General features: G+C 71.0%; 18 protein-coding genes. 7 read left to right on the plus strand and 11 right to left on the minus strand.

The features are described 5' to 3' along the window. Positions 1–2: 2 nt before the first annotated feature. Positions 3–467 (plus strand): DUF2852 domain-containing protein, encoded by a 465-nt coding sequence (locus tag ACFOGJ_RS27095; protein ID WP_379906411.1) that lies wholly within the window; start codon positions 3–5, stop codon positions 465–467. Between the two features lie 99 nt (positions 468–566). Here ACFOGJ_RS27095 and ACFOGJ_RS27100 read toward each other — a convergent pair whose 3' ends face one another. From ACFOGJ_RS27100 to ACFOGJ_RS27110, 3 genes are all read right to left on the minus strand, one after another. Then, positions 567–1,028 carry a carboxymuconolactone decarboxylase family protein gene (locus ACFOGJ_RS27100; protein ID WP_379906412.1) on the minus strand — a complete coding sequence of 154 codons (462 nt, stop codon included), beginning with the start codon at positions 1,026–1,028 and terminating at the stop codon, positions 567–569. A 90-nt stretch (positions 1,029–1,118) separates the two neighbouring features. Beyond that, positions 1,119–2,333: a bifunctional alpha/beta hydrolase/OsmC family protein gene (locus ACFOGJ_RS27105; protein WP_379906413.1), complete on the minus strand. Its 1,215-nt coding sequence runs from the start codon at positions 2,331–2,333 to the stop codon at positions 1,119–1,121. An 80-nt stretch (positions 2,334–2,413) separates the two neighbouring features. Further along, positions 2,414–2,917, minus strand: coding sequence for a GNAT family N-acetyltransferase (locus ACFOGJ_RS27110; protein ID WP_379906414.1), 504 nt, complete (start codon positions 2,915–2,917; stop codon positions 2,414–2,416). Between the two features lie 203 nt (positions 2,918–3,120). Here ACFOGJ_RS27110 and ACFOGJ_RS27115 point away from each other — a divergent pair, with 203 nt between their 5' ends. After that, positions 3,121–4,848: a peptidoglycan-binding protein gene (locus ACFOGJ_RS27115; RefSeq protein ID WP_379906415.1), complete on the plus strand. Its 1,728-nt coding sequence runs from the start codon at positions 3,121–3,123 to the stop codon at positions 4,846–4,848. A gap of 123 nt (positions 4,849–4,971) precedes the next feature. Further along, on the plus strand, positions 4,972–6,411 hold the full coding sequence (locus tag ACFOGJ_RS27120) for an LLM class flavin-dependent oxidoreductase (RefSeq protein ID WP_379906416.1): 1,440 nt from the start codon (positions 4,972–4,974) through the stop codon (positions 6,409–6,411). Between the two features lie 26 nt (positions 6,412–6,437). Here the strand turns inward: ACFOGJ_RS27120 and ACFOGJ_RS27125 are convergent, their stop codons facing one another. Then, positions 6,438–7,064 carry an MBL fold metallo-hydrolase gene (locus ACFOGJ_RS27125; protein ID WP_379906417.1) on the minus strand — a complete coding sequence of 209 codons (627 nt, stop codon included), beginning with the start codon at positions 7,062–7,064 and terminating at the stop codon, positions 6,438–6,440. 144 nt (positions 7,065–7,208) lie between these two features. On the opposite strand from ACFOGJ_RS27125, the gene chrA reads away from it, so the two are divergent. Together chrA and ACFOGJ_RS27135 are read left to right on the plus strand one after the other, a co-directional pair. Beyond that, positions 7,209–8,456: a chromate efflux transporter gene (chrA, locus tag ACFOGJ_RS27130; RefSeq protein ID WP_379906418.1), complete on the plus strand. Its 1,248-nt coding sequence runs from the start codon at positions 7,209–7,211 to the stop codon at positions 8,454–8,456. A gap of 232 nt (positions 8,457–8,688) precedes the next feature. Beyond that, on the plus strand, positions 8,689–10,656 hold the full coding sequence (locus ACFOGJ_RS27135) for a BCCT family transporter (protein WP_379906419.1): 1,968 nt from the start codon (positions 8,689–8,691) through the stop codon (positions 10,654–10,656). 71 nt (positions 10,657–10,727) lie between these two features. Here the strand turns inward: ACFOGJ_RS27135 and ACFOGJ_RS27140 are convergent, their stop codons facing one another. After that, positions 10,728–11,558 (minus strand): TauD/TfdA dioxygenase family protein, encoded by an 831-nt coding sequence (locus tag ACFOGJ_RS27140; RefSeq protein WP_379906420.1) that lies wholly within the window; start codon positions 11,556–11,558, stop codon positions 10,728–10,730. A 162-nt stretch (positions 11,559–11,720) separates the two neighbouring features. Between ACFOGJ_RS27140 and ACFOGJ_RS27145 the strand changes: the two genes are divergently transcribed. Beyond that, positions 11,721–12,731: an AraC family transcriptional regulator gene (locus tag ACFOGJ_RS27145; RefSeq protein ID WP_379906421.1), complete on the plus strand. Its 1,011-nt coding sequence runs from the start codon at positions 11,721–11,723 to the stop codon at positions 12,729–12,731. A 27-nt stretch (positions 12,732–12,758) separates the two neighbouring features. On the opposite strand, the gene ACFOGJ_RS27150 is transcribed toward ACFOGJ_RS27145, so the two are convergent. Next, entirely contained in the window at positions 12,759–13,979 is a 1,221-nt protein-coding gene (locus tag ACFOGJ_RS27150; RefSeq protein ID WP_379906422.1) for a trans-sulfuration enzyme family protein, read from the minus strand. Between the two features lie 3 nt (positions 13,980–13,982). Continuing rightward, complete coding sequence (locus tag ACFOGJ_RS27155) at positions 13,983–14,933, minus strand: hypothetical protein (RefSeq protein ID WP_379906423.1); 951 nt, start codon at positions 14,931–14,933, stop codon at positions 13,983–13,985. A 163-nt stretch (positions 14,934–15,096) separates the two neighbouring features. Between ACFOGJ_RS27155 and ACFOGJ_RS27160 the strand changes: the two genes are divergently transcribed. Next, entirely contained in the window at positions 15,097–15,516 is a 420-nt protein-coding gene (locus ACFOGJ_RS27160; RefSeq protein WP_379906424.1) for a response regulator, read from the plus strand. 25 nt (positions 15,517–15,541) lie between these two features. Here the strand turns inward: ACFOGJ_RS27160 and ACFOGJ_RS27165 are convergent, their stop codons facing one another. The 4 genes from ACFOGJ_RS27165 to ACFOGJ_RS27180 all read right to left on the minus strand — a co-directional run bounded on the left by ACFOGJ_RS27165 (position 15,542) and on the right by ACFOGJ_RS27180 (position 22,115). Further along, a complete protein-coding gene (locus ACFOGJ_RS27165; protein WP_379906425.1) occupies positions 15,542–18,433 on the minus strand; it encodes a response regulator in 2,892 nt (963 codons plus the stop codon). Between the two features lie 109 nt (positions 18,434–18,542). Then, on the minus strand, positions 18,543–19,481 hold the full coding sequence (locus tag ACFOGJ_RS27170; protein WP_379906426.1) for an ABC transporter permease: 939 nt from the start codon (positions 19,479–19,481) through the stop codon (positions 18,543–18,545). Continuing rightward, a complete protein-coding gene (locus tag ACFOGJ_RS27175; protein WP_379906427.1) occupies positions 19,481–20,530 on the minus strand; it encodes an ABC transporter permease in 1,050 nt (349 codons plus the stop codon). The genes ACFOGJ_RS27170 and ACFOGJ_RS27175 overlap by 1 nt, the downstream gene beginning before the upstream one ends. Beyond that, complete coding sequence (locus ACFOGJ_RS27180; RefSeq protein WP_379906428.1) at positions 20,520–22,115, minus strand: ABC transporter ATP-binding protein; 1,596 nt, start codon at positions 22,113–22,115, stop codon at positions 20,520–20,522. The genes ACFOGJ_RS27175 and ACFOGJ_RS27180 overlap by 11 nt, the downstream gene beginning before the upstream one ends. Positions 22,116–22,120: the final 5 nt, after the last annotated feature.

A 22,120-nucleotide genomic window follows, 5' to 3' on the forward strand; every position in this document is an offset into this window, starting at 1 on the left:
GGATGGGCGTAGCAGCGAAACTGGACGATCTGGGCAAGGGCGCCTGGATCGCGGTGATGGTCCTGGCCTTTGTGATCTTCTGGCCCGCGGGGCTGGCGATCCTGGCCTATCTGATCTGGAGCGGACGCATGGGATGTTGGAAACGCGCCAAGTGGCAGGACATGGGGCGCGCACGGGGACGGTGGCACAATACCGAGCGCGGCTCGGGCGGCTTCCGCTACGAAAGCAGCGGCAACACCGCCTTCGACGAATACCGGGCGGAAACCCTGCGCCGGCTGGAGGAGGAGCAGGAGGAATTCCTGTCCTTCCTGGACCGGCTGCGGCAGGCCAAGGACAAGGCGGAGTTCGACCAGTTTATGGCCGAACGCCGCGGCGGCCGCCCGCGGCAGGAGCCGGAGCCGCCTGAGAGCCCCGCCCCTGAGAGCCCCGCCGCCGGCCCGGGGCCGGCCCCGCAGATGGGCAGCTGAACGGCCAGACCGCACGCAATCGAACGGCATGGCGCCGGTCCTTCGCAGGAAGGGCCGGCGCCTGCCATGTCCGGACCGGTCAAAGCCGGGCAGCCACCGTCAGGCCGCCGATCGCGCGGCATCCACCGGATGCGCCTTCCGGAAGCCCACCGCCAGCCGGTTCCAGACGTTGATCGTGCCGATCAGCACGGTGAGCTTCACCAGTTCCGCCTCGTCGAAGGCCGACCGGGCGGCCTCGTAATCGGCATCCGGTGCCCCGGTTTCGGCGAGCCGGGTCAGCGCCTCGGTCCAGGCCAGGGCGGCCCGCTCCCGCTCCGTATAGAGCGACGATTCCCGCCAGGCCGGCAGCAGGTCCAGCCGTTCCGCGGTCTCGCCGTCGGCACGGGCCTCGCGGGCATGCATGTGGATGCAATAGGCGCAGCCGTTGATCTGCGAGGCCCTGAGTTTCACCAGGTGCACCAGGGCCGGGTCCAGGCCGCAGCCGCGCAGATAGGTCTCCAGCGCCACTACCGGCTTGATGGCCTCCGGCGCGGCGGCAAAGGCGTCCAGTCTCTCGGTCATCCGTCGATCCTCCTTCATGTCCGGACGGGTTCGACGGATTGACGAGGCAGCCGGTCGCGATGTGACGCGCGGGCGAAAATTTTCTCCGGCTCAGGCCAGACTGGTATCGACCTCGATCGTACCGTGCAGGGTGCGGTGGACCGGGCACATGTCGGCGATCTCCTGCAGGCGCGCGCGCTGCGCCGGGTCCAGTTCGCCCTCCAGGTGCAGCACCCGCGAGATCCGGTCGATGCTGCGCCGGCCGTCGGGGCTGCCGCCGCTATCCTCGCCATGCACCTTCTCGTGCCGCAGGTCGACCGACACGCCGGTCAGCGGCAGCTTCTTGCGGTCGGCGTACATCCGCAGGGTCATCGCCGTGCAGGCGCCGAGCGACGCCAGCAGCAGGCCGTAGGGGTCCGGGCCGGTATCGTCGCCGCCCATCCGCTCCGGCTCGTCGGCCAGCAGCCGGTGCGGTCCGACCCGCACCTCCTGCTGGAAGCGGCCATGGCCGGTTTCGCGCACCCGCACCAGGCCCGGCGCCGCATCGGCTGCCGCCTCTTCCGGCGCCTGCGCGACATAGCGCGCGGCCCAGGCCGCGATCACCGAGGCCGCATAATCGGCATCGGCCGGATCGCTGAGCAGATGGTCGGCCCGGTCCAGGGACACGAAGCTTTTCGGATGCCGGGCCGCGACGAAGATCTGCGTGGCATTGTCGATCCCCACCACGCCATCGAGGGGGGCGTGCATGACCAGCAGGGCCCGGCGCAACCCGCCGATCAGTTCGCCGAGCCGCTGCTGCGCCACATCCTCCACGAAGCTGCGCCGGATGCGGAAGCGGCGCTGGCCCAGCTCGACCTCGATCTCGCCATCGGCCGCGATCTCGTCGAGGCGGTCGCGGAACAGCCCGGTCACGTGGCTCGGATCGCTGGGAGCCCCGATCGTCGCGACGGCCTTCGCCTCCGGAATTCGCGATGCCGCCGCCAGGACCGCCGCACCGCCCAGGCTGTGCCCGACCAGGATCTGCGGCGCCATCCCGCGAGCCCGCAGGCCCTCGGCGGCCGCTACCAGGTCGTCGATGTTGGAGGAGAAGGAGGTGTTCGCGAACTCGCCCTCGCTGCCGCCCAGGCCGGTGAAGTCGAACCGCAGCACCGCGATCCCGTGCCGGTTCAGCGCCGCAGCGATCCGCCCGGCGGCGCGGATATCCTTGCCGCAGGTGAAGCAGTGGGCGAACAGCGCGCAGGCGGCGGGCTGCCCCCGCGGCACGTCCAGCAGCCCGGTGAGCGTCTGCCCCCGTCCATTGTCGAAGTCGAAGCGTTCGCGCGGCATCCGGTCCCCCTTTCGCATGACGGCTTTCGGCCGCCTAACGCGAAAGGGATAACAGAAAGCGTCGCGCCGCACCGCACCGGTCAGGCGGGCAGGGTCTTCGTCATGGCGTGGCGGGCATCGTCCGGACCGAGGGGCCGGAAGCCGGACTTGCGGAAGAAGCCGATCGCTTCCCGCCGGGCGCGCAGGTCGATGCGCGACAGGCCCGCCTCACGCGCCCGCGCCTCGACCTGCCGCAGCAGCAGGGAGCCGATGCCGCGGCGGCCCCGTTCCGGCTCGACGAACAGGCCTTCCAGGTACAGCGCCGTATTGCCCGGCCCGCCGTCGTCCAGCACCGGCGGGCGGAGCAGCATCACCGCCACGCCGCGCACCGTGCCCTCCGGATCCTCGGCCACGATCACCTCGTAAGAATCGAACGATGTCGGTCCCAGCTCGTGCAGCCGCCCGGCCAGCCGGCGGACCCGCTCCGGCAGGTCCCAGCTGTCGCGGGCCAGCGCGATGACCCGGTTGATCGCCGGCAGGTCGGCCGGCGTCGCAGCACGTATCGACGGCACCGGTGCCGCAATGCCCGCCTTCGGTCGCCCCATCTCTTTCCGCTCCCTCGGCATCGGCCGGACGGCCGGCGATCCTGCCACTGGTAACCATGGCCACCGTGCCGCGCCATGGAAAACGTTGGCCAGGCGCAGCGGAACCGTCCGCCGCCTGTCGCGTTAGCTTCGGCAGAGCCAGCACGGCCCGGACCCGCGGCAATCCCGCCCGTACCGCGCCGCATGACAGGAGGCCGAACATAATGAATACGCATATCAAGCGTGGCGGCTTGGTCGCCGCCGCGGCACTCTGCCTGTCCGCAACGACCGCCTTGTCGACGGGCGCCCTATCGACTGCCGCATGGGCCGCGATGCCCGCTTCGGCACCCGCCGCGCCAGGAACCGCCGCGACGGCCGGGCCGATGGTCGCGGTCGCCTACGACTATACGGTCTATCAGGTGCAGAGCGCGCTGAACGCGCGCGGCTACGACGCCGGTCCGGAGGACGGGCTGATGGGGTCGCGCACCCGCTCAGCGATCACGGCATACCAGCAGCGGAACGACCTGCTGGTCACCGGTCAGGCAAGCCAGAGCCTGCTGGCCCATATCCAGGGCAGCCAGCCGTCACGCGGCTACGGCAGCGGCAGCGGCAGCGCAGAGGCCGGCGTGAACATCCGCCGCAGCCAGCGCGTGCTGCGCCGCCTGGGCTATGACATCGAAGTCACGGGCCGCATGGACGCGCAGACCGCCGAGGCGATCCGCGACTATCAGCGCGACAACAACCTGCTGGCCACGGGCGAGCTGACGGCGGAGCTGCAGTCGCATCTGCGCGACAATATCCGCGAAGCCCGGCAGGAGCGCCGCGACGGCCGCGACAGCGATTCCGGCACTGTCAGTGCCACGACCCTGGCGGAGATCCAGCGCGGGCTGCGGGCTCGCGGCTACGACATCGCCTCCGCCTCCGGCAGCATGGACGACAAGACGGAGGCGGCGATCCGCGCCTATCAGCGCGACAGCGGCCTGCGGGAAACCGGCAAGGCCAGTTCCGAACTGGCGGAACTGCTGTCGAAGGGCCTGGCCGCGCCGGTGTCCACGCCCGACAATATCCGCCAGGTCCAGACGGCACTGAACGCCCGCGGTTATGACGCCGGGCCCGAGGACGGCGTTCTGGGCCCGTCGACCCGCAGCGCGATCCGGTCCTACCGCGCCAATACCGACCTGCCGGATGCCGGCGGCCTTGACCGGCAGCTGCTGACGGCGCTGGGCGTCACCGCCGGGCTGGACACGGGCGGTGGCGGCAGCACCGGCAGCGGCAGCGGGTCCGGATCGGACAATGTGGCCGATGCCGACTATCGCCTGCGCATCGGCGACGATTTCAACGACGGCAATTATGTCGCCGGCTCGCGCTGGTCGGTGATCGCCGGCAATTTCCAGGTCGACAACGGCGCCCTGCGCAGCCGGATCGAGACCGGCGGCCAGCAGAGCCAGCAGGAACTGGGGCGCGAGATGATCCAGGGCGTGCTGGGCCAGGTGCTCGGCGTGCCGGTCGGCGGCGCGGGCGAGGATGCGGCGGCGATCAGCCAGGACACCAATTTCGGCAATGCCTTCCGCCTCTCCATGCGGGTGGCCGGCGACCCGTCGCGCAGCGCGAAGATGAATATCGGTCCCTACAAGGGGCGCAACGTCATCAACGGCTATCGCCTGGTCTATGACGCAGAGGCCGCGCAGCCGCTGTCGATCGTCGCCTCCACCGAGCAGGGCACCCGGACCACGGTGGCCAGCGGCAATGCCCCGAACCTGAGCGACGGGCAATGGCACAACGTCGTCTGGAGCCGCAGCACCGACGGCGAGATGCTGGTGACCATCGACGACACGCCCTATCTGAGCGTCACCGACCGCGGCATCTCCGGCAGCAATACCGGCCTCTCCTTCGTCAACCTGGGCGGCGACTGGAAGCTGGACGACATCGCGGTGGAGAGCCCTTCGGGCTGACCGCAAGAGGACCGCCTTTCCCCGACGGCAGCCGCCCCGCGCCACTGGTGCGCGGGGCGGCTGTACTGTCTGCGGCGCTTGGCCCATTCTGCGCGCAGATTCTGTCGTCGGAGGAGAAACGCCTTGTCCCGCATCCGCTTCGGCGCCTTTCTGGCACCGCACCATCCCATCGGCGAAAACCCGGTCCTGCAGTTCCGCTCCGACCTGGACCTGGTCGAGATGCTCGACCGGCTCGGCTATGACGAGTTCTGGTGCGGCGAGCATCATTCCACTGGCTGGGAGGTGATCGCCTCGCCGGAGATGTTCCTGGCCGCGGCAGGCGAGCGGACGCACCGCATCCGGCTGGGCACCGGCGTCGTCTCCCTGCCCTACCACCACCCCTTCATCGTCGCGCAGCGCATGGTGCAGCTGGACCATATGACGGGCGGCCGCGCGATCTTCGGCTCCGGTCCCGGCGCGCTGCCGTCGGACGCCTATACCCTTGGCATCGACCCGATGACCCAGCGCGACCGCCAGGACGAGGCACTGGGCGTGATCATCCGCCTGCTGCGCGGCGAGGAGCGGGTCACCCACGAGAGCGAGTGGTTCACCCTGCGCGACGCCGCGCTGCAGCTGCTGCCGCTGCAGGCCGACCTGCCGATGGTCGCCGCCTCGATGATCTCCCCCTCGGGCATGACCCTGGCCGGCAAGTACGGCATGGGCGTGATCTCCATCGGCTCGATGTCCCCGGTCGGCCTGCAGTCGCTGTCCAAGCAGTGGAGCTTTGCCGAGCATTCGGCGAAGAAGCACGGGCAGCATGTGACGCGCGACGACTGGCGGGTGCTGCTGACCTGGCATATCGCGGAAACCCGCGAGCAGGCCCGGGCGGAGGCGAAGCATGGCCTGATGCGCTGGCACAACGAATACAATGTCGGCACCCTGATGCGGCCCGGCATGGTGCCGTTCAAGACCGCCGACCAGGCGGTGGACGAGATGGCCTTCGCCGACGGCGCCACGGCGGTGATCGGCACGCCCGACGACCTGGTGGCGCGGATCCGCGACCTGCAGAAGCTGACCGGCGGCTTCGGCACCGTGATCGGCTTCGCCCATGACTGGGCCAACCGGGAGGCGACCCGGCGCAGCTGGGACCTGGTGGCGCGCTATGTGGTGCCGGAGCTGAACGGCATGCTGGAGCCCTATCGCCGGTCGCGCGAGCATGTCATCGCCCATCGCGACGTGTTCGAGCGCGCGCAGGCAGCGATCCTGTCGAAGATCCAGCAGAACCCGGAAGCGGCAAAGGCCCTGGCCGAAGGCGGCTCGATGTCCGCCTCCGTCGGTCCCCATGCCGGACCGGACCTGGCCAGCAAGGCCGGCGGGGCGACGAAGAAGGGCACGGCGAAGAAGAAAGCCAACGGCACCGCCGCCAAGGCCGCGCCGAAGGCGGCCGCGAAGCGCAAGGCAGGCGCCACGAAGGCGAAGGCGGCGCCCGCAGGCGGCACGAAGAAGGCCTCTGCCAAGGCGCCGCCGCCGAAAGCCGCCGGCCGCAAGGCCGGCGCGGCACGGCGCGGGCGCGCCGGCGCCTGAGCAGCCGCGGGCCGCGTCGCTTCAGGTCAGTCGAGCAGCCTGCGGAGCGCCGCTTTCGGCGCCTCCGTCAGCGGCCCGCCATGCGCCAGGCACAGCATGTCGAAGTCCTGCTCCAGCAGGTGCCGCAGGCTCCGGCGGCTGTCCTCCGGCCGGTCGTGGAAGGCTTCCGGGACCCGCTGCAGCGGGCCGTCGCCGTCGCGCATCAGCAGGTCGCCGCAGAACAGCACCTTGCGCGCGCCGTGCCACAGGAAGGCGTGATGGGCGGCATCCGGGCCCGGCGTGGCGATCGCCTGCAGGCCGCCGGGCAGGAAGCGGCCGGAACGGTAGGACCGGTCCGGCGCCTCGTCCGCCGGCCGCGCGCCGTCCGGCAGATGCACCGCGACGCCACAGCGCTCCCGCCAGCGCCAGGCCGAGCGCTGGTGGCAGGCGGCCGTCAGGCAGACCGCTTGGACGGGCTCCAGCTGCCGCATCGCCGCCGCGGCGAGCGGCAGGGGGTCGATCAGCACCGCCCCTTCCGGGCCGGCCACGGCGTGGGCATGGCTTTCCGTTCCGATGCGGTCGTCCTCCAGCTGCCAGTGCCACAGCAGCGGCGCGCCCGCTTCGTCATGCAGCAGCACCTGCAGGTCCTGCGCCTGCGTTCCCGGTTCCGACATGGCGATGCCCTTCCGTCCTGATTGCGGGACTGCGGTGGGAATGGCTGCGGACCCGTCAGGTTCCGGTGTCCGCGGACCGCTTTGTCATCCTGCTGTCATGCAAGCTGCCTAACGTCCGCCACATGTTCGCCGCACCGCCCACCGATGACTGACCCGTCCGACCCGAGGCACGCCCGGCCCGACAGCGCCGGCCCAGCAGCGACGGAAGGCAGTGTCGCGGAGGTCTTCCTGGTCTTCCTGCGCCTGGGCCTGACCTCGTTCGGCGGGCCGATCGCCCATCTCGGCTATTTCCGCGAAGCCTTCGTGGCGCGCCGCCACTGGCTGGACGACCGTGCCTATGCCGACCTTGTCGCGCTGTGCCAGTTCCTGCCGGGCCCGGCGTCCAGCCAGGTCGGTATCGCCATCGGCCTGGGCCGCGCGGGGCTGGGCGGCGCACTGGCGGCTTGGCTCGCCTTCACCCTGCCCTCCGCCCTGCTGCTGGCGGCCTTCGGCTATGGCGTCGTGGCGCTGCAGGGCGGCCTGCCGGACGGCGTGCTGCAGGGCCTGAAGATCGTGGCGGTGGCGGTGGTCGCGCAGGCGCTGTGGGGCATGGCCCGCAGCCTCTGCCCGGACGCAGCCCGGGCGGGCTTCGCCATCGTCGCGGCGATCGTGCTGCTGCTGCTGCCGCTGCCGGCGATGCAGCTGGCCGTGCTGGCGGTCGCCGGCATTGCCGGGCTGCTGCTGCTGCCGGCATCGCCGGAACCCGCCGACAGCGCCTTCCGGGTGCCGGTCGGCCGCAAGCTGGCGGTCTGCGCCCTGGCCCTGTTCGCGCTGCTGCTCGCGGGTCTGCCGCTGGCCACCCTGGCCAGCGACGCGCACTGGCTGGCGCTTGCCGACAGCTACTACCGCAGCGGCGCTCTGGTGTTCGGCGGCGGCCATGTCGTCCTGCCGCTGCTGGAGGCGGAGGTGGTGCCCAGCGGCTGGGTGTCGCGCGACGACTTCCTGGCTGGCTACGGCGCGGCGCAGGCGGTGCCCGGCCCGCTGTTCACCTTCGCCGCCTATCTGGGCGCTGTCGGCGGGCCGGCGCCGAACGGCTGGGCGGGCGCCCTGCTCTGCCTGGTCGCGATCTTCCTGCCGGCCTTCCTGCTGGTGATCGGCGCCCTGCCGTTCTGGGCCGCCCTGCGGCACAGCGCGGCGGCACGCCGGATCCTGGCCGGGGTCAACGCGGCGGTCGTCGGCGTCCTGCTTGCGGCGCTCTACGCCCCGGTCTGGACCGCCGCAATCGGCGGCCCACAGGACGCGGCCCTGACGCTCGCCGCCTTCGGCCTGCTTGTCGTGGCGAAGCTGCCGCCCTGGCTGGTGGTGCTGCTCGGCGCCGCCGGCGGCTGGGCGATGGCGGCCTCCGGCGGCTGAGATCGGGGGCGACAGTTTGCTCCCGCAGCCAAAACCCCTGTAACCTCGGTCTGCGCCACCCAAGGGATGGAACCGGGGCCCGTGCCGCAAGGCTGGGCCGGCAGCGCGCTTCGCCGCTGCATCAGGGTCCGAACCATGTCGGACGGTGTCCTCCGGCCGCGCAGCAGCGCAGCCGGCCCCCGGTTCCACGGCGCACAATCCTCGACAGTCCAGAGGAAGAGGGGGAGGGACCATGCCACGCGCGAAATCGAACATCAGTCCGCCGGTCTTCTACGGCTCGGCCGGGCTGATCCTGGCCTTCGTGATCTGGGGCGCCGCGGCGCCAAGCTCCGCGGAGGTCGTGTTCGGCGCCGTCCAGGGCTGGATCGTCGATACGTTCGGCTGGTTCTACATGCTCGCCGTGGCGGTGTTCGTGGTCTTCGCCATCGGCCTGGCGCTGTCCTCCCACGGCCGGGTGCGGCTGGGCCCCGACGACTCGGTACCCGAATACAGCTACACCGCATGGTTCGCGATGCTGTTCAGCGCCGGCATGGGCATCGGCCTGATGTTCTTCGGCGTGGCCGAACCGATCATGCACTACGACTCGCCGCCGATCGGTGCGCCGGAAACGGTGGATGCCGCCCGCCAGGCGATGACCATCACCTTCTTCCACTGGGGCATCCACGCCTGGTCGATCTATGCGGTGGTGGCGCTGGCGCTGGCCTATTTCTGCTATCGCCACGGCCTGCCGCTGACCATCCGGTCGGCGCTCTATCCCCTGATCGGCGAGCGGATCCGCGGGCGGATCGGCGACGTGGTCGACATCCTGGCGGTGCTGGGCACCATGTTCGGCGTCGCCACCTCGCTCGGCCTCGGCGTGCTGCAGGTCAATGCCGGCCTGAGCTACCTGTTCGGAATCGAGGAAGGCATCGGCGTCCAGATGGTGCTGATCGCGGTGATCACCGCGCTGGCCACCCTGTCGGTGGCCCTGGGCCTGGACGCCGGCATCCGGCGACTGTCGGAGATCAACCTGATCCTGGCGATCGTGCTGGTGGTCTTCGTGCTGGCCGCCGGCCCGACCCTCTACCTGCTGCAGACCCTGGTGCAGAACACCGGCACCTATCTCAGCAACGTGGTCAACATGACCTTCAACCTCTACGCCTACCAGCCAAATGGCTGGATCGGCGGCTGGACCCTGTTCTACTGGGCCTGGTGGATCGCCTGGTCGCCCTTCGTCGGCATGTTCATCGCCCGCGTCTCCAAGGGCCGTACGATCCGCGAGTTCGTCGGTGGCGTGCTGTTCGTGCCGGTCGGCTTCACCTTCATCTGGCTGACCTTCTTCGGCAACACGGCGCTGAACCTGGACATGGGCATCGCCCAGGGCGCACTGTCGGCGGCGGTGTCGGAGAACACCTCGACTGCCCTGTTCAAGTTCCTGGAATACCTGCCCCTGACCGGCATCGCCTCTGTGGTGGCGACGATCCTGGTGGTGACCTTCTTCGTCACCTCGTCGGATTCCGGCTCGCTGGTGATCGACATCATAACCTCCGGCGGCTCCACCGACGCGCCCGCCTGGCAGCGGGTGTTCTGGGCGATCATCGAGGGGGTCGTCGCCGCGGTCCTGCTGCTGGCCGGCGGGCTGAGCGCCCTGCAGACCGCCTCGATAACCGTGGCCCTGCCCTTCACCGTGGTGATGCTGTTCGTCTGCTACGGCATGGTCCGCGGCCTGCGGATGGAGGGCATGCGGCGGCTCAGCCAGGAGGTCGGGCCACCGGTCCAGATCCATGGCGCGGACGTGCCCTGGCAGCGGCGGCTGAAGACGATCATGTCCTTCCCCAAGCGCGACCGCGCGATCCGCTACCTGAAGGAGACGGCGGTGCCCGCCCTGCAGCAGGTGGCGGATGAGATCCGCGCCTCCGGCTGGACCGCCGAGGTCGAGGAGCCCGACGATGAGCATGCCATTCTGACCGTCTATCACGGCGAGGAGAGAGAGTTCCTGTACGGCGTGCATCTGCGCGCCTATTCGGCACCGACCTTCGCCTTCCCGGAGATCGACATGAAGGACCGGGGGGAGGCGAACCGCTACTACCGCGCGGAGGTGCATCTGCTGGAGGGCGGCCAGCACTACGACGTGCTGGGCTATACCAAGGAGCAGCTGATCGGCGACATCCTCTCGCAGTACGAGAAGCACATGCATTTCCTGCACATCGCCGCCAAATAGCGGGGGCGGCCGGCTGGTGCCGCAACAGGCACCAGCCGCGCCGGACCGCCGGCAGGCCGATCTGCAGCGGATCAGGCGATGGTGATGCGGTGCAACAGCCTGGCGTAGCCGTCATAGCCGCCGGTCGCGGAATGAACGACGCAGCGATTGTCCCACATGACCAGCATGTCCGGGGACCAGCGGTGGCGGTAGACGAACGGGTCGCGCTTCTGATGCGCGAACAGTTCGGATAACAGGTCCGTCGCCTCGTCCTCGGGCATCCCGTCGATGCCGATCGTATAGCCCGGACTGACAAACAGGGCGTCCCGCCCGGTTTCCGGATGCCGGCGGACAATGGGATGCAGCTGCGTCGCCATGGCATCCTCCGAATAGCGGATCGCCATCGAGCGCCCCTCGTCCCTTTCGCCGTACATCCCGTCGGGGGCATAGCCGCGGCGGGCCGAATGGATGCCCTTCCGCTTTTCAAGCTCGGCCTTCATGCCCGCCGGCAGCGCTTCCCAGGCGGCGTACTGGTCGGCGAACAGCGTGTCGCCGCCGACCGGCGGGATGATCGCGCTGCATAGCAGGGTGGCCGAGGGCGGGCTGGGCAGGAAGCTCCAGTCCGAATGCCAGGTCTCGGCGAAGATGGGCGTCGTCTCGTCGGCATCCCGCCGCACCGCCGCGACATGCGGGTGATCCGGCAGGCTGTCGAAATAGGGATCCTGGCCGTACGGGCCCAGGGTGGCGGCGAAACGCTCGAATTCCTCCAGGGTCAGGGACTGGCCGGGGAAGGCGAGCACCTGGTGCTGCAGCCAGGCCTTGCGGATCGCCGCGACCTGTTCCGGCGAGAGCTCCCGCCGCAGGTCGATCCCGGTGACCGCCGCACCGAAGCTGTCCGATGAAGGTGTGACTTGCAGTTCCATGGCGTTGCGTTCTCCCAAGCCGTGTGGCAGCCGTTTCTCAGGTTCCTTGCGACCCGGCCGGACGGGTCGTCTCCAGCTGGGGATTATGCCCGGCCGCCTCTGTCCGCCCATGCGCCGGTGCGCCAGAATATTGTCCTGACACGCCAGGGGGCAGCCGGTTGAATGGCGCAGAGACAGACGATCATCGAAACATGGTTCGCCGCCGTGCTGGCGCAGTTCGCGCGGCTGGGGATCAACCTGGACGATCCCACATGGGCGCCGGACAGGTCCGGACGAACCGCCGCACCGCGCTACCTGCAGCTGGTGCATGCCCGCCGCCTCTGGCACCAGGCCTGCGACCGCTGCCCCGACCCGTATCTCGGCCTCAAGGTAGGCCGGGCCCTGCCCCTGCAGGCGATGAACATCCTTGGCGTCATCGTCATGCACAGCGGCTCGCTGCGCGAGGCCCTTGCCCACATCGTCCGCTACCATTCGCTGATCAGCAATTCCGGCGACTTCCACCTGCGGCGGCATGCCGGGGGCGGTGCAACCCTGCAGTACGAGGTGCGGGACTGCGTCGTCCCGATGCATCCCGCCCAGCTGGATTCGGTCTTTGCCGGTGCCATCGCCCATCTGTCCCGCTGCATGCCCGAACTGGCGGGCCGGTACCGGGTCGAGCTGCCCGGGACGGGTCCGCAGCACGAAGAGGGCTATGCCGGCTATCTCGGCTGCCCGGTCGCGCTGGGATCGGAACGCGGCAGGCTCCATTTTGCCGAAGCGTCCCTCGACCGCCCCTGGCCCGGGGCCGACGCCCAGTTGCTCGCCGCCGCATGCGAGATGGCGGACCAGCGGCTCCGCGCCCTCGGCCATACCGACGACCTGCTGGATCAGGTCCGCGCGCTGCTTGCCGCAAGCCTGCCCGGCAGGACGAGCCTGCCGCAGGTCGCGGATGCCCTGGACATGAGCCGGCGCTCCCTGCAGCGCCGTCTTGGCGAAGCGGGGACGAGCTACCGGCAGCTGGTCGAAGCCGCCCGGCTGGAACGCGCCCTCGAACTGCTGCGGTCCTCAGAACGCTCCCACTACGAGATCGCGGAGATGGTCGGCTATGCCGAACCGGGCGCCCTGGCCCATGTCACCCGGCGCCATCTGGGCAAGACGCCCGGGCAGATCCGCCAGGAACTGAAGTGGCGGTGATGGCAGCGTCTCGCCGGCCGGCTGCCCCTATCCCAGGGCCCGGTCGAGATCGGCGATCAGGTCCGCCGCATCCTCCAGCCCGACCGAGACCCGGAACACCCCCTCGCCCGCCCAGTCGCGGTAGCGCTGCGCGGCCGCGCCCTGCAGCCGGAACGAGGCGCGCAGGATGTCGTCGGTCGGGATGTAGAACAGCAGGCTGCGGGTCTTGCCCAGGGAGACGGCATAGGCGAACAGCTGCAGCCGCTCCGCCAGCCGGCGCGCCGTCGCGGCGGCATCGCCGCGCACCGTAAAGGACAGCAGGCCGGAGAAATTGCTCATCTGCCGGGCCGCCAGCGCGGCCTGCGGATGATCCGCCGAACCCGGCCAGAACACGGCATCGACCCGCGGATCGCCGGCCAGGAAGGCGGCGAGCCGGCGGGCATTCTCCTGATGCAGCGCCATGCGGGGCGCCAAGGTCTCCAGTCCGCGCAGGATCAGCCAGGCGGAATCCGGCGCCAGCGCGCCGCCCAGATGGATCAGGCTGCCCTTGCGCAGGGCGGCGGCGTGCGCGGCATCGGTGACCACCGCACCGCCCAGCGCATCGCCATGGCCGCCGATATACTTGGTCAGCGAATGCACCACATGGTCCGCCCCCAGGGTCAGCGGCCGCAGGCCGAGCGGCGTGGCGATGGTGGCGTCGACCGACAGCTCCGCCCCGCCGCGATGCGCGACCTCCGCCACCGCGGCGATATCGGTCAGCCGCAGGATCGGGTTGGCCGGGCTTTCGACATGGACCAGCCGCGTCTGCGGCCGCATCGCCGCAGCGACCGCCGCCGGATCGGCGGTGTCGGCCAGGGTGACGGCGATGCCCTGACGCGGCAGCAGGTCCTGCGCCAGTTCCGCCACGCCGGCATAGCAGACCTCCGACAGTACCAGATGGTCGCCGGCCGACAGGCGGTCGGCGAACAGCCCGGCGATCGCCGCCATACCGCTGGCGAAGCAGATCGCGGCCGCGCCGCCGTCCAGTGCCGCCAGCCGCGCCTCCAGCAGCTGCACGGTCGGGTTGCTCCAGCGGCTGTAGAAATGCGGCGCGTCGGCACCCAGGTCGTTGGCAGAGAAGCCGACCGCGTCGGGGTGGGTATGGAAGCTCGATGCCCGCACCGGCGCCGGGGCCACCGGCGCACCCGTCACGGCCGGCCCCTCGCCCGCATGGATCGCAAGGGTGGCCGGCCGCAGGCCGCCATCCTGGTCGCGGTCGTCACCGGTCATGGATCAGGCGCCCCCCATCGCCTCCAGTTCCGCCTGGTAGTCCGGATAGGAGTCCTTCAGCACAGCGGAATTGAGCAGGGTGACCGCGCGCACCGGGCCGTTGCCGGGATCGCGTATGGTGGTGCGCAGCCAGTACGATTCGGTCCGCCGACTGTCGCTCAGCGCGACGATCTCGCGGGCGATCTCGTACGGACGCCCGACAAGGAGCGGGCCGTCCACCATGCGGATCTCCAGGTCGGCGAACAGGCCGATCGACGGCTTGCGGACCGGGATGTCCGCCCCCTTGCTGCCGTAATAGCTGAGCACGCTGACCATCTCGAACGGGATGATCGCGCGGTCGAACGGACCGCCTGCGGCACCGTCGGCGGTGTAGAGCGGCGACGGCTCGGTGATCAGCTTCAGCTTGGCCGCCAGACTGAACGGGTAGAGGTCGCCCATATGCTGGTCGGCCGCCATGACGGCCGGTTCCACCCCGGGCAGCGGTCCGGTCTTCAGGTCCTGCAGGACGACCAGCGGGCCGTGCGGCTTCAGCCGGGCGCGGCGGGCGTCCAGTTCGGTTTCCGGATGGTCGGGCCCCAGGCTCGCGGAGCCGGTCAGCACCTGCGACCCGTCCTGCTTTTCCGCCCAGATCCGTACCAGGGGAATATCTCCCGCCGCCGGATCCGGCAGGGCGACGAAGGCACGCACCTGGTCGCCTTCCACGCACATGGTCTGGAAATGCGCCGAGATGCAGCCCCGGGCGAACCAGTCCGGCCCCCACAGCCGGTAGAGCAGCGGGTCGAACTGGCTGAAATGCGTGGGCCCCTCGATCGGGGCGCCGCTGAAGCCCAGTTCCGCCGCCTTGGCATCGTCGTGCAGCGAGGCATGGCCGTCATAGGTCTGCTCCGCCAGCATCTGCCGCGGATGGCGCCAGGGCCCGCACAATGCGGTCTCCGTCGCGAAAGCCTGCGTCATCCGATCCTCCTCTGATATCCGCGAGCCGCTTTCGATGAGACTACAGACCCGCCGCCGCGGACGGAATGTCCCCGGCGGTGTGCGCCGGCGCGTGATCGGGTCTATGCTGCCCGCGCGATCCGACCGCCCGATGCGACCCCCAAGGCGAGCCACGGAAGACACAATGGCAGAGCCCGCCGCCAGGCACATTCTTGTCTGTGACGACGATGTCGTTCAGCGCGAGCTGCTGCATGAGATGCTGAAGCGGCTGGGATACAGCTGCGACATGGCGGTCAACGGCCGGGAGGCGATGAAGCGCCTGCGCCAGGACCGCTATGACCTTCTGATCACCGACATCTTCATGGCGGAGATGGACGGCATCGAACTGGCGCGGGAGCTGCGGGGCCTGAAGCCCGACCTGCCGGTGATCGCGGTCACAGGCGGCTATGGCGGCGTGCTGAAGCCCTATGCCCATTTCATGACGGTGATGGGGGCCCGCGCAGTGCTGCGCAAGCCATTCACCCGGGACGAGCTGGCCGGCGCCCTCAGCAGGGCCCTGGAAGGGCCGGTTCAGGCGGAGGATAGCGGCAAGGACCCGGCCTGACCCGGCGGCGGCACCCGGCCCGGCATCATCCGGCCGCCGTCGCATGCATGGCGGCGGGATGGCTGTCGATCCACGATGCCAGTTCCGCGGCCCGCAGGGGCTTGCGGAAGATCGCCTCGATCCCGGCGCTGCGCAGCGCCTCCTGATCCTGCCCGTCGACATGGCCGGTACAGAGGATGCAGGACAGCTCCGGATGCAGTGTCCGGGCCCGGCGCACCAGTTCGTCGCCGAACATGTGGGGCATGTTGCGGTCGCTGATCAGCAGGTCGAAGCGGCCGCCATCCTTGCCCTGCAGCATCGCCAGCGCCCGCAGCGGGTCGGTCGCCACCACCACCTCGTGCCCGAGACGCTGCAGGGCGTCGCGGGTCGCTTCGACGAGGTCCTCTTCATCATCGACCAGCAGGATGTGCCGCAAGGCCGGAGCCGGCGGAGCGGGCACCGTCCCGGCCGGCTTTCCGGCGCCGGCGGTGGCACCATCCGCCAGCTGCCGGGCAGCCTGCTGCGCAAGTGGGAGGCAGAGTTCGAACTGCGCGCCTTCGCCCAGCGCAGAGCGCAGGCGCACATGGCCATGCCAGGATCGCAGGATGCCGAACACCGTGGCCAGGCCCAGGCCGCTGCCCTTCCCCCTTGCCTTGGTGGTGAAGAAGGGATCGAAGATCCGTCCGAACTCCGGTTCCGGAATGCCGGAGCCGTTGTCGCGCACCGACAGCACCAGATAGTCGCGCCCGGCCTCCGGCTCGCCGATCATCGCCTGCGGCCAGCCGGCCACCCCGTCGGCCAGCATCCGCGCATGCCAGTGCCGGTCCGGCGCCACCCGGATGACGATCCGGCCCGGGCCCAGGGCCGCCGCTCCGTCGCCCGCGGCAGGGCCGGTCCGCGCCTCCTCGATCGCGTCCCTCGCGTTCAGGCAGAGGTTCATCAGCATCTGCACGAGCTGGCCCTCATTGCCGACGACCGGCAGCGCCCCGTCCTCGATCTCAAGGTCGACGACGATGCCCGCCCGCACCGAGACCCGCAGCACCGACAGCGCATCCCGCACGGCACTGCCAAGGTCGAAGGTCACATCCTCGACCATGTCGTCGCGGGCGAAAGTCACCAGCCGGCCGACCAGGTCGCGGGCCCGCAAGGCCGTCTGTTCGATGCGCGCGGCGAAGCCGTGCTGCGCACTGCCCTTGTCGAGGTCTGCAGTCAGCAGTTCGGCATAGCCGAGGACCGCCCCCAGCAGGTTGTTGAACTCGTGTGCGATGCCGCCGGTAAGCCGGCCCAGGGCGTCGAGCCGGTCCTGGTGCAGCAGCTGCGCCTGCATCTGGTCGCGTTCCCGCGCCGCGCGGCGCTGCTGCGACACGTCGCGCGCCACATACAGGACATCGCCCTGCGGCAGGATGGTCATCGACAGGGCGACGGCGTCCACCGTGCGGCCGCCAAGTCCCTCCCAGTCCTCCAGGACACCCTGCCAGTCCCGGCCCTGGGCCAGGGCAGCGCCCGGCATGCCGGGCGCCATCCGCCGCGCAATGCTGGCCGGCGAGGTCAGCGACCGGTGCAGGGTACCCGGCTTCAGCGCCTCCGGTTCGAGCCCGGACAGCTGCGCCATGGCCGGGTTGGCATAGACCACCCTGCCCTCCCGGTCCACGAGCAGCACGCCGTCGCCCGCATGCTCGAGCGCCCCCATCATGCGCTCCAGGTCGCGGCGCAGCCGGCGCTGCGCGGCCAGGGACAGGCGCAGCCGGTCGATCGCCCGCGCGATGCTGCCGACCTCGTCGAGCCGCTGGCTCTCACGCAGCGGCTCCGGGGCGCGGCCCTCTTCCAGCGCCTCCACGGCCGCGTTCAGCCGGCGCAGCGGCCGCCCGATGGTGCGCCGGACCAGCAGCATCAGCACCAGGAACAGCAGCAGGCAGAAAACCAGCGCAATGCCCGCGATGCCGTAGCGCAGCTCGTGCACCGGCAGGTTCAGCGCCTGCAGCGGGATGTCGGTGACCACGACGACCTGTTCACCGGTCAGGCCCACGTCGAATGGCATGATGAAGCGCCGGAACTCCTGGCCCTCGACGGTCACTTCGGAAATATCGCTGCGCGCCGCCGCGATCGCTGCCATCTGCCCTGGTGTCAGCCCGATAAGCGGGTCGCCCGCCACCGCCGGCGTGCCGATCCGATCCGGGTCCGGATGGTAGAGCCAGTTGCCGTGCGGCCCGACCCCCGTCGTCAGGCCGCCGAGCGGCCGCGCCCGTTGGACCTCGGCCTCCGGCGAGCCCAGCTCGAATTCGGTACCGGCGATGCCGAGCAGCCGGCCGCCGTTCCAGACCGGCACCGCGATGGAGATCAGCCGGCGCTCCCTGCCGCCGACGAAGGCACGGTAGGGCGGCGTCACCACCGGCCGGCCCGTTTCCCGTGCGCTGCGATAGCGTGGTTCTGCCGCGATGTCCGCCGGCAGAGGCGCGAACCGGGCCAGGCTGCCGTCATGGATGAAATAGGGCTGGAACCGCCCGTTGCGGCCGCTGCCCAGTTCCGCGTCGCCCTGATAGACCCGGTCGCTGCCGATCGCGTCTGGCTCCGCGACGAACCAGAGCCCGAACTGGGTCGGCCGACCTTCCGACGTGTCACGCATCCATTCCACGATCCGACGGCGCGACGGCGCCCCGGAGGCACGCTCCCCGCGTACCAGGCGGGCCAGCCCGTCGACAAGGTCGAGCCGGCGGTTGATGTCATGGCGGAGTTCCTGCAGATAGCCCTGCGACAGTTCCCGGCCCTGTTCGGTGACCAGGCGGTCGACCAGCCGGTCGCCGAAGACGCCGATCAGGCCGGCCATGGCGAGGATCGCTATCGCGATGACCGGCAGGACGGCAAGGGTGAGCCGACCGGCCAGCCCGAGCCGGATACGTCCCGTCCAGTCGCGCAGCCATCCGCTTTGCTCTGCCGCCATACAGCTATCCCGCCACGCCGGGCCGGACGCCCGGCACCGTTCCATACGCCCATAAACGGTCTAGGGGGCAAGTCTTTGCATCGCGTTAACCGAAGCGGGCGGCGGCGGCTCAGCGGAAGACCCGGCGCAGTTCGGCGGGCATGCCGCCGCTGGCGCTCTGCCGCAGATAGCCGAGCACCACGACCCCCAGGCACAGCAGGTAGGGCAGGCAGGCCAGCAGATATGAGGAGATCTCCACTCCCGCCGCCTGCAGACGCAGCACGGCGGCGTCGGTGCCGCCGAACAGCAGGGCCACGGGGAGCACCAGCCAGGGGTTCCAGCGGGCGGCGATGACCAGGCCGACGGCCACCAGGCCCAGCCCCTTGCTGATGTCGTTGGCCCAGGTCTGGGTATAGTCCACCGACAGGATCGCGCCGCCGATGCCGGACAGCAGGCCCCCCAGCAGCACCGCCTGCAGCTGCACCATCCCGGGCCGGATGCCGAGCGCGCGTGCGGCGTCGAAGGATTCGCCCACCGCCTGCCAGCGCAGGCCGGCATGCGCGCGGCGCAGCCAGAGGCCAAGCGCCAGCGGCAGCAGCAGGGCGGCCAGGGTGGCGGGCCCCAGCTGGCGCAGCAGCAGGTCCAGCGGCGCGAAGCCGGTCGCCGCGTCCGGCAGCAGCGGGCCGAAGCCCGCCACCTGCGCGCCGACCAGGTCGCGGCCGAAATAGGAGGTCAGGCCCAGGCCCAGCATCCAGACCGCAATGCCGCTGCCGATCTGGTTGGCGCCCAGGCCCAGGCAGAGCCCGGCATGGATCGCCGACAGCAGCATCCCGGCCAGCGCCCCTGCCGCGATCGCCGCCAGCGGGTCGCCGGTCCAGGCCGCGACCGCGAAGCCGCCGCAGGCGCCGGCCAGCAGCTGCCCCTCGGTCCCCAGGTTGATCACGGCGGTGCGCTGCACCAGGGTCTCGCCGCTGAGCGCGAAGAGCAGCGGCGTCGCACTGCGCAGGGTGGCGGCAAGCCAGGCACCCAGCACGGCCAGCCAGCCGGCATCGGCGGCCGCCGCCTCCATCAGGAGGCCACCCGGCGGCGCTGCAGGCCGCTGGCCGCCAGGGCGGCGATGAACAGCAGCGCCTGCAGCACGATGGTGCTGGCCGCTGGCACCTTGGCGAACAGCTGCAGGGTATCGCCGGCGGCCAGCAACCCGCCGGCGATCACCGCCAGCGGCACGATGCGCAGGAAATGGTGCCCGGCCAGCCAGGCCACCAGGAAGCCGGTCAGGCCGTAGCCGGCGGAGAGCCCGGGCTGCAGCCGGCCCTGGATCGCGGAGGTCTCCGCAATCCCGGCCAGGCCGGCCATCGCGCCGCCGATCAGGAAGACGAGCAGGGCATTGCGGCCGAACGCCAGGCCGACCATCCGCCCGACCCGCGCATTGCCGCGCAGCACGGCCAGGACCAGCCCCCAGCGGGTCATGGTGACGGCGAGATGCAGCGCGATCGCCGCCGCGACGGCGAGCAGCAGGCCCAGATGCGCCCGGGTGCCGAACAGGTGCGGCACGGTCGCGGCGTCGGGGAAGGGGATCGTCGCCGGCCAGCCCTGGTTCCCCGGGTCCTTCCAGGGGCCGTAGACCAGGAAGTTCACCAGCAGCAGGCCGATGAAGTTCAGCAGCAGGGTGACGATCGTCTCGTTCACCCCCAGCCGGGCGCGCAGCCAGCCGGCGATGCCGCCGAAGGCGGCGCCGCCTGCGGCGCCGGCCAGCAGCATCGCGGGCAGCAGCAGCGCCATCGGCGCGGCGGTCCAGGCCAGGACCAGGGCGGTACCGGCGATCGCCCCGGCATAGAGCTGCCCGTCGGCCCCGACGGAGATCAGCCCCAGCCGCGCGGGCACCGCGACGGCCAGGGCGCAGAACAGGATCGGCACCGCCTTCACCAGGCTTTCGGAGATCGAATAGGCATCGCCGAAGGCATAGGCGGCCAGGTCGGCGAACAGGCGCAGCGGCGGCTGCCCGATCAGCAGGAAGAAACCGGAAGCGGCCAGCAGGAAGAACAGCAGGGTCAGCGCCGCGACCCGCAAGCCCGGCAGCATCCGGGCGAGGCCGGCAGGGATGGCGTCAGGCTGCATGCGCATCGACCCGGCCGCCCGTCATCAGCCGACCCAAGGCCGCGGCATCGGTGCCGTCCGCCGGCAGCAGTCCCGCGATCCGCCCGTGATGCAGCACGGCGATCCGGTCGGCATGGCGCAGCAGGTCGTCCAGGTCCTCGCTGAGCCAGAGGATCGCCGCGCCGCGCCCGGCATGGGCGAACAGCCGTTCGTAGATCGCCGCACTCGCCTTCACGTCCAGCCCCATTGTCGGATAGCAGGCGACGATCGCACCCGGTCCGTCCGGCGGCCCGTCTGCGGCGGCAGGGCCACCGCCCAGCTCCCGCGCGGCGACCAGCTTCTGCAGGTTGCCGCCCGACAGGGTGCCGGCCGGCCGCTCCGGTTCCGGCGGCCGCACGTCCCAGTCCGCCAGGGCGCCGGCGGCGCCTGCGCGCAGGCCGCGCAACGGCCGCAGCCAGGGCAGCTCCGGGATCCGGCGCAGGGCCAGGTTGACTGCCAGCGACAGCTCCGCCACCACGGCCCGGCGGGAGGGCTCCTCCGGCACATAGGCGATGGGGGACCGGAAGCCGCCGCCGCCGCGTGCCTCCGGCGGGCGTGCCACCGGCCGGCCGTCCAGCAGCACCTGCCCGGCCGCGGGCGCGACCAGCCCGGCGACGATCTCCGCCAGCGCCTGCTGGCCGTTCCCGGCCACCCCGGCCACGCCGACGATCTCGCCCGCGCCGATCGCCAGGTCGATGCCCTCGATCCGGTCGACGGCCCGGCCCGACAGGCCCTGCAGCTCCAGTCGGGGCACGGGCCGGCCGGTGAGCCGCGGCCGCGCCGGCGCCGGTGCGCGGGTGCCGATCATCGCGGTGACCAGATCGCCCTCGCTGCGGTCGGCAGCGGCGGCCTCGTCGACCAGGCGGCCGCGCCGCATCACTGCGACCCGGTCGGCACAGGCCGCCACGTCGGCCAGCTTGTGGGTGATGATCACAACCCGCCGTCCCTCCGCCGCCAGGTCGCGGACAAAGCCGTGCAGGGCCGCCGCCTCCTGCGGGGTCAGGACGGAGCTGGGCTCGTCCAGGATTACCAGGCGCGCATCCTGGTTCAGCACCTTCGCCAGCTCCACCAGCTGCCAGGCACCGACCGGCAGGTCGGCCACCCGGCGCTCCGGATCGATGCCTGGGGCCAGGCGATGCAGGCGCTCCACCACCGCCGCATCTTCGCGCCGGTTGCGCCAGGCCGCCGCGTCAGGCCAGGCGAGCCGCAGGTTGTCGCGCACCGAGAGGGCGGGGATCAGGGTGAAGTTCTGGAACACCATGCCGATGCCGGCCGCCATCGCCGCCCGCGGATCGGGCAGCTGCGCGGGCCGGCCCTCGATCTCGATCCGCCCCGCGTCGAGGGGCAGGAAGCCGTAGAGCAGCTTCATCAGGGTGCTCTTGCCGGCGCCGTTCTCGCCCAGCAGGGCCAGCACCTCGCCGGCGCGGATCTCCAGGTCGACCCCGTCGACGGCGGTCAGCGCGCCGAACCGCTTGGTGATGCCCTGCAGGCGCAGCGGCGCCGCCATGATCCGCGGCGGACCGGTACGGGCCCTTCCCCCGGCTTTCCCCTCTGCAGCGGCGGCCATCGGGC

Origin of the sequence: Marinibaculum pumilum (genome assembly GCF_042646425.1) — a bacterium.
Taxonomy (GTDB): domain Bacteria; phylum Pseudomonadota; class Alphaproteobacteria; order Ferrovibrionales; family Ferrovibrionaceae; genus Marinibaculum; species Marinibaculum pumilum.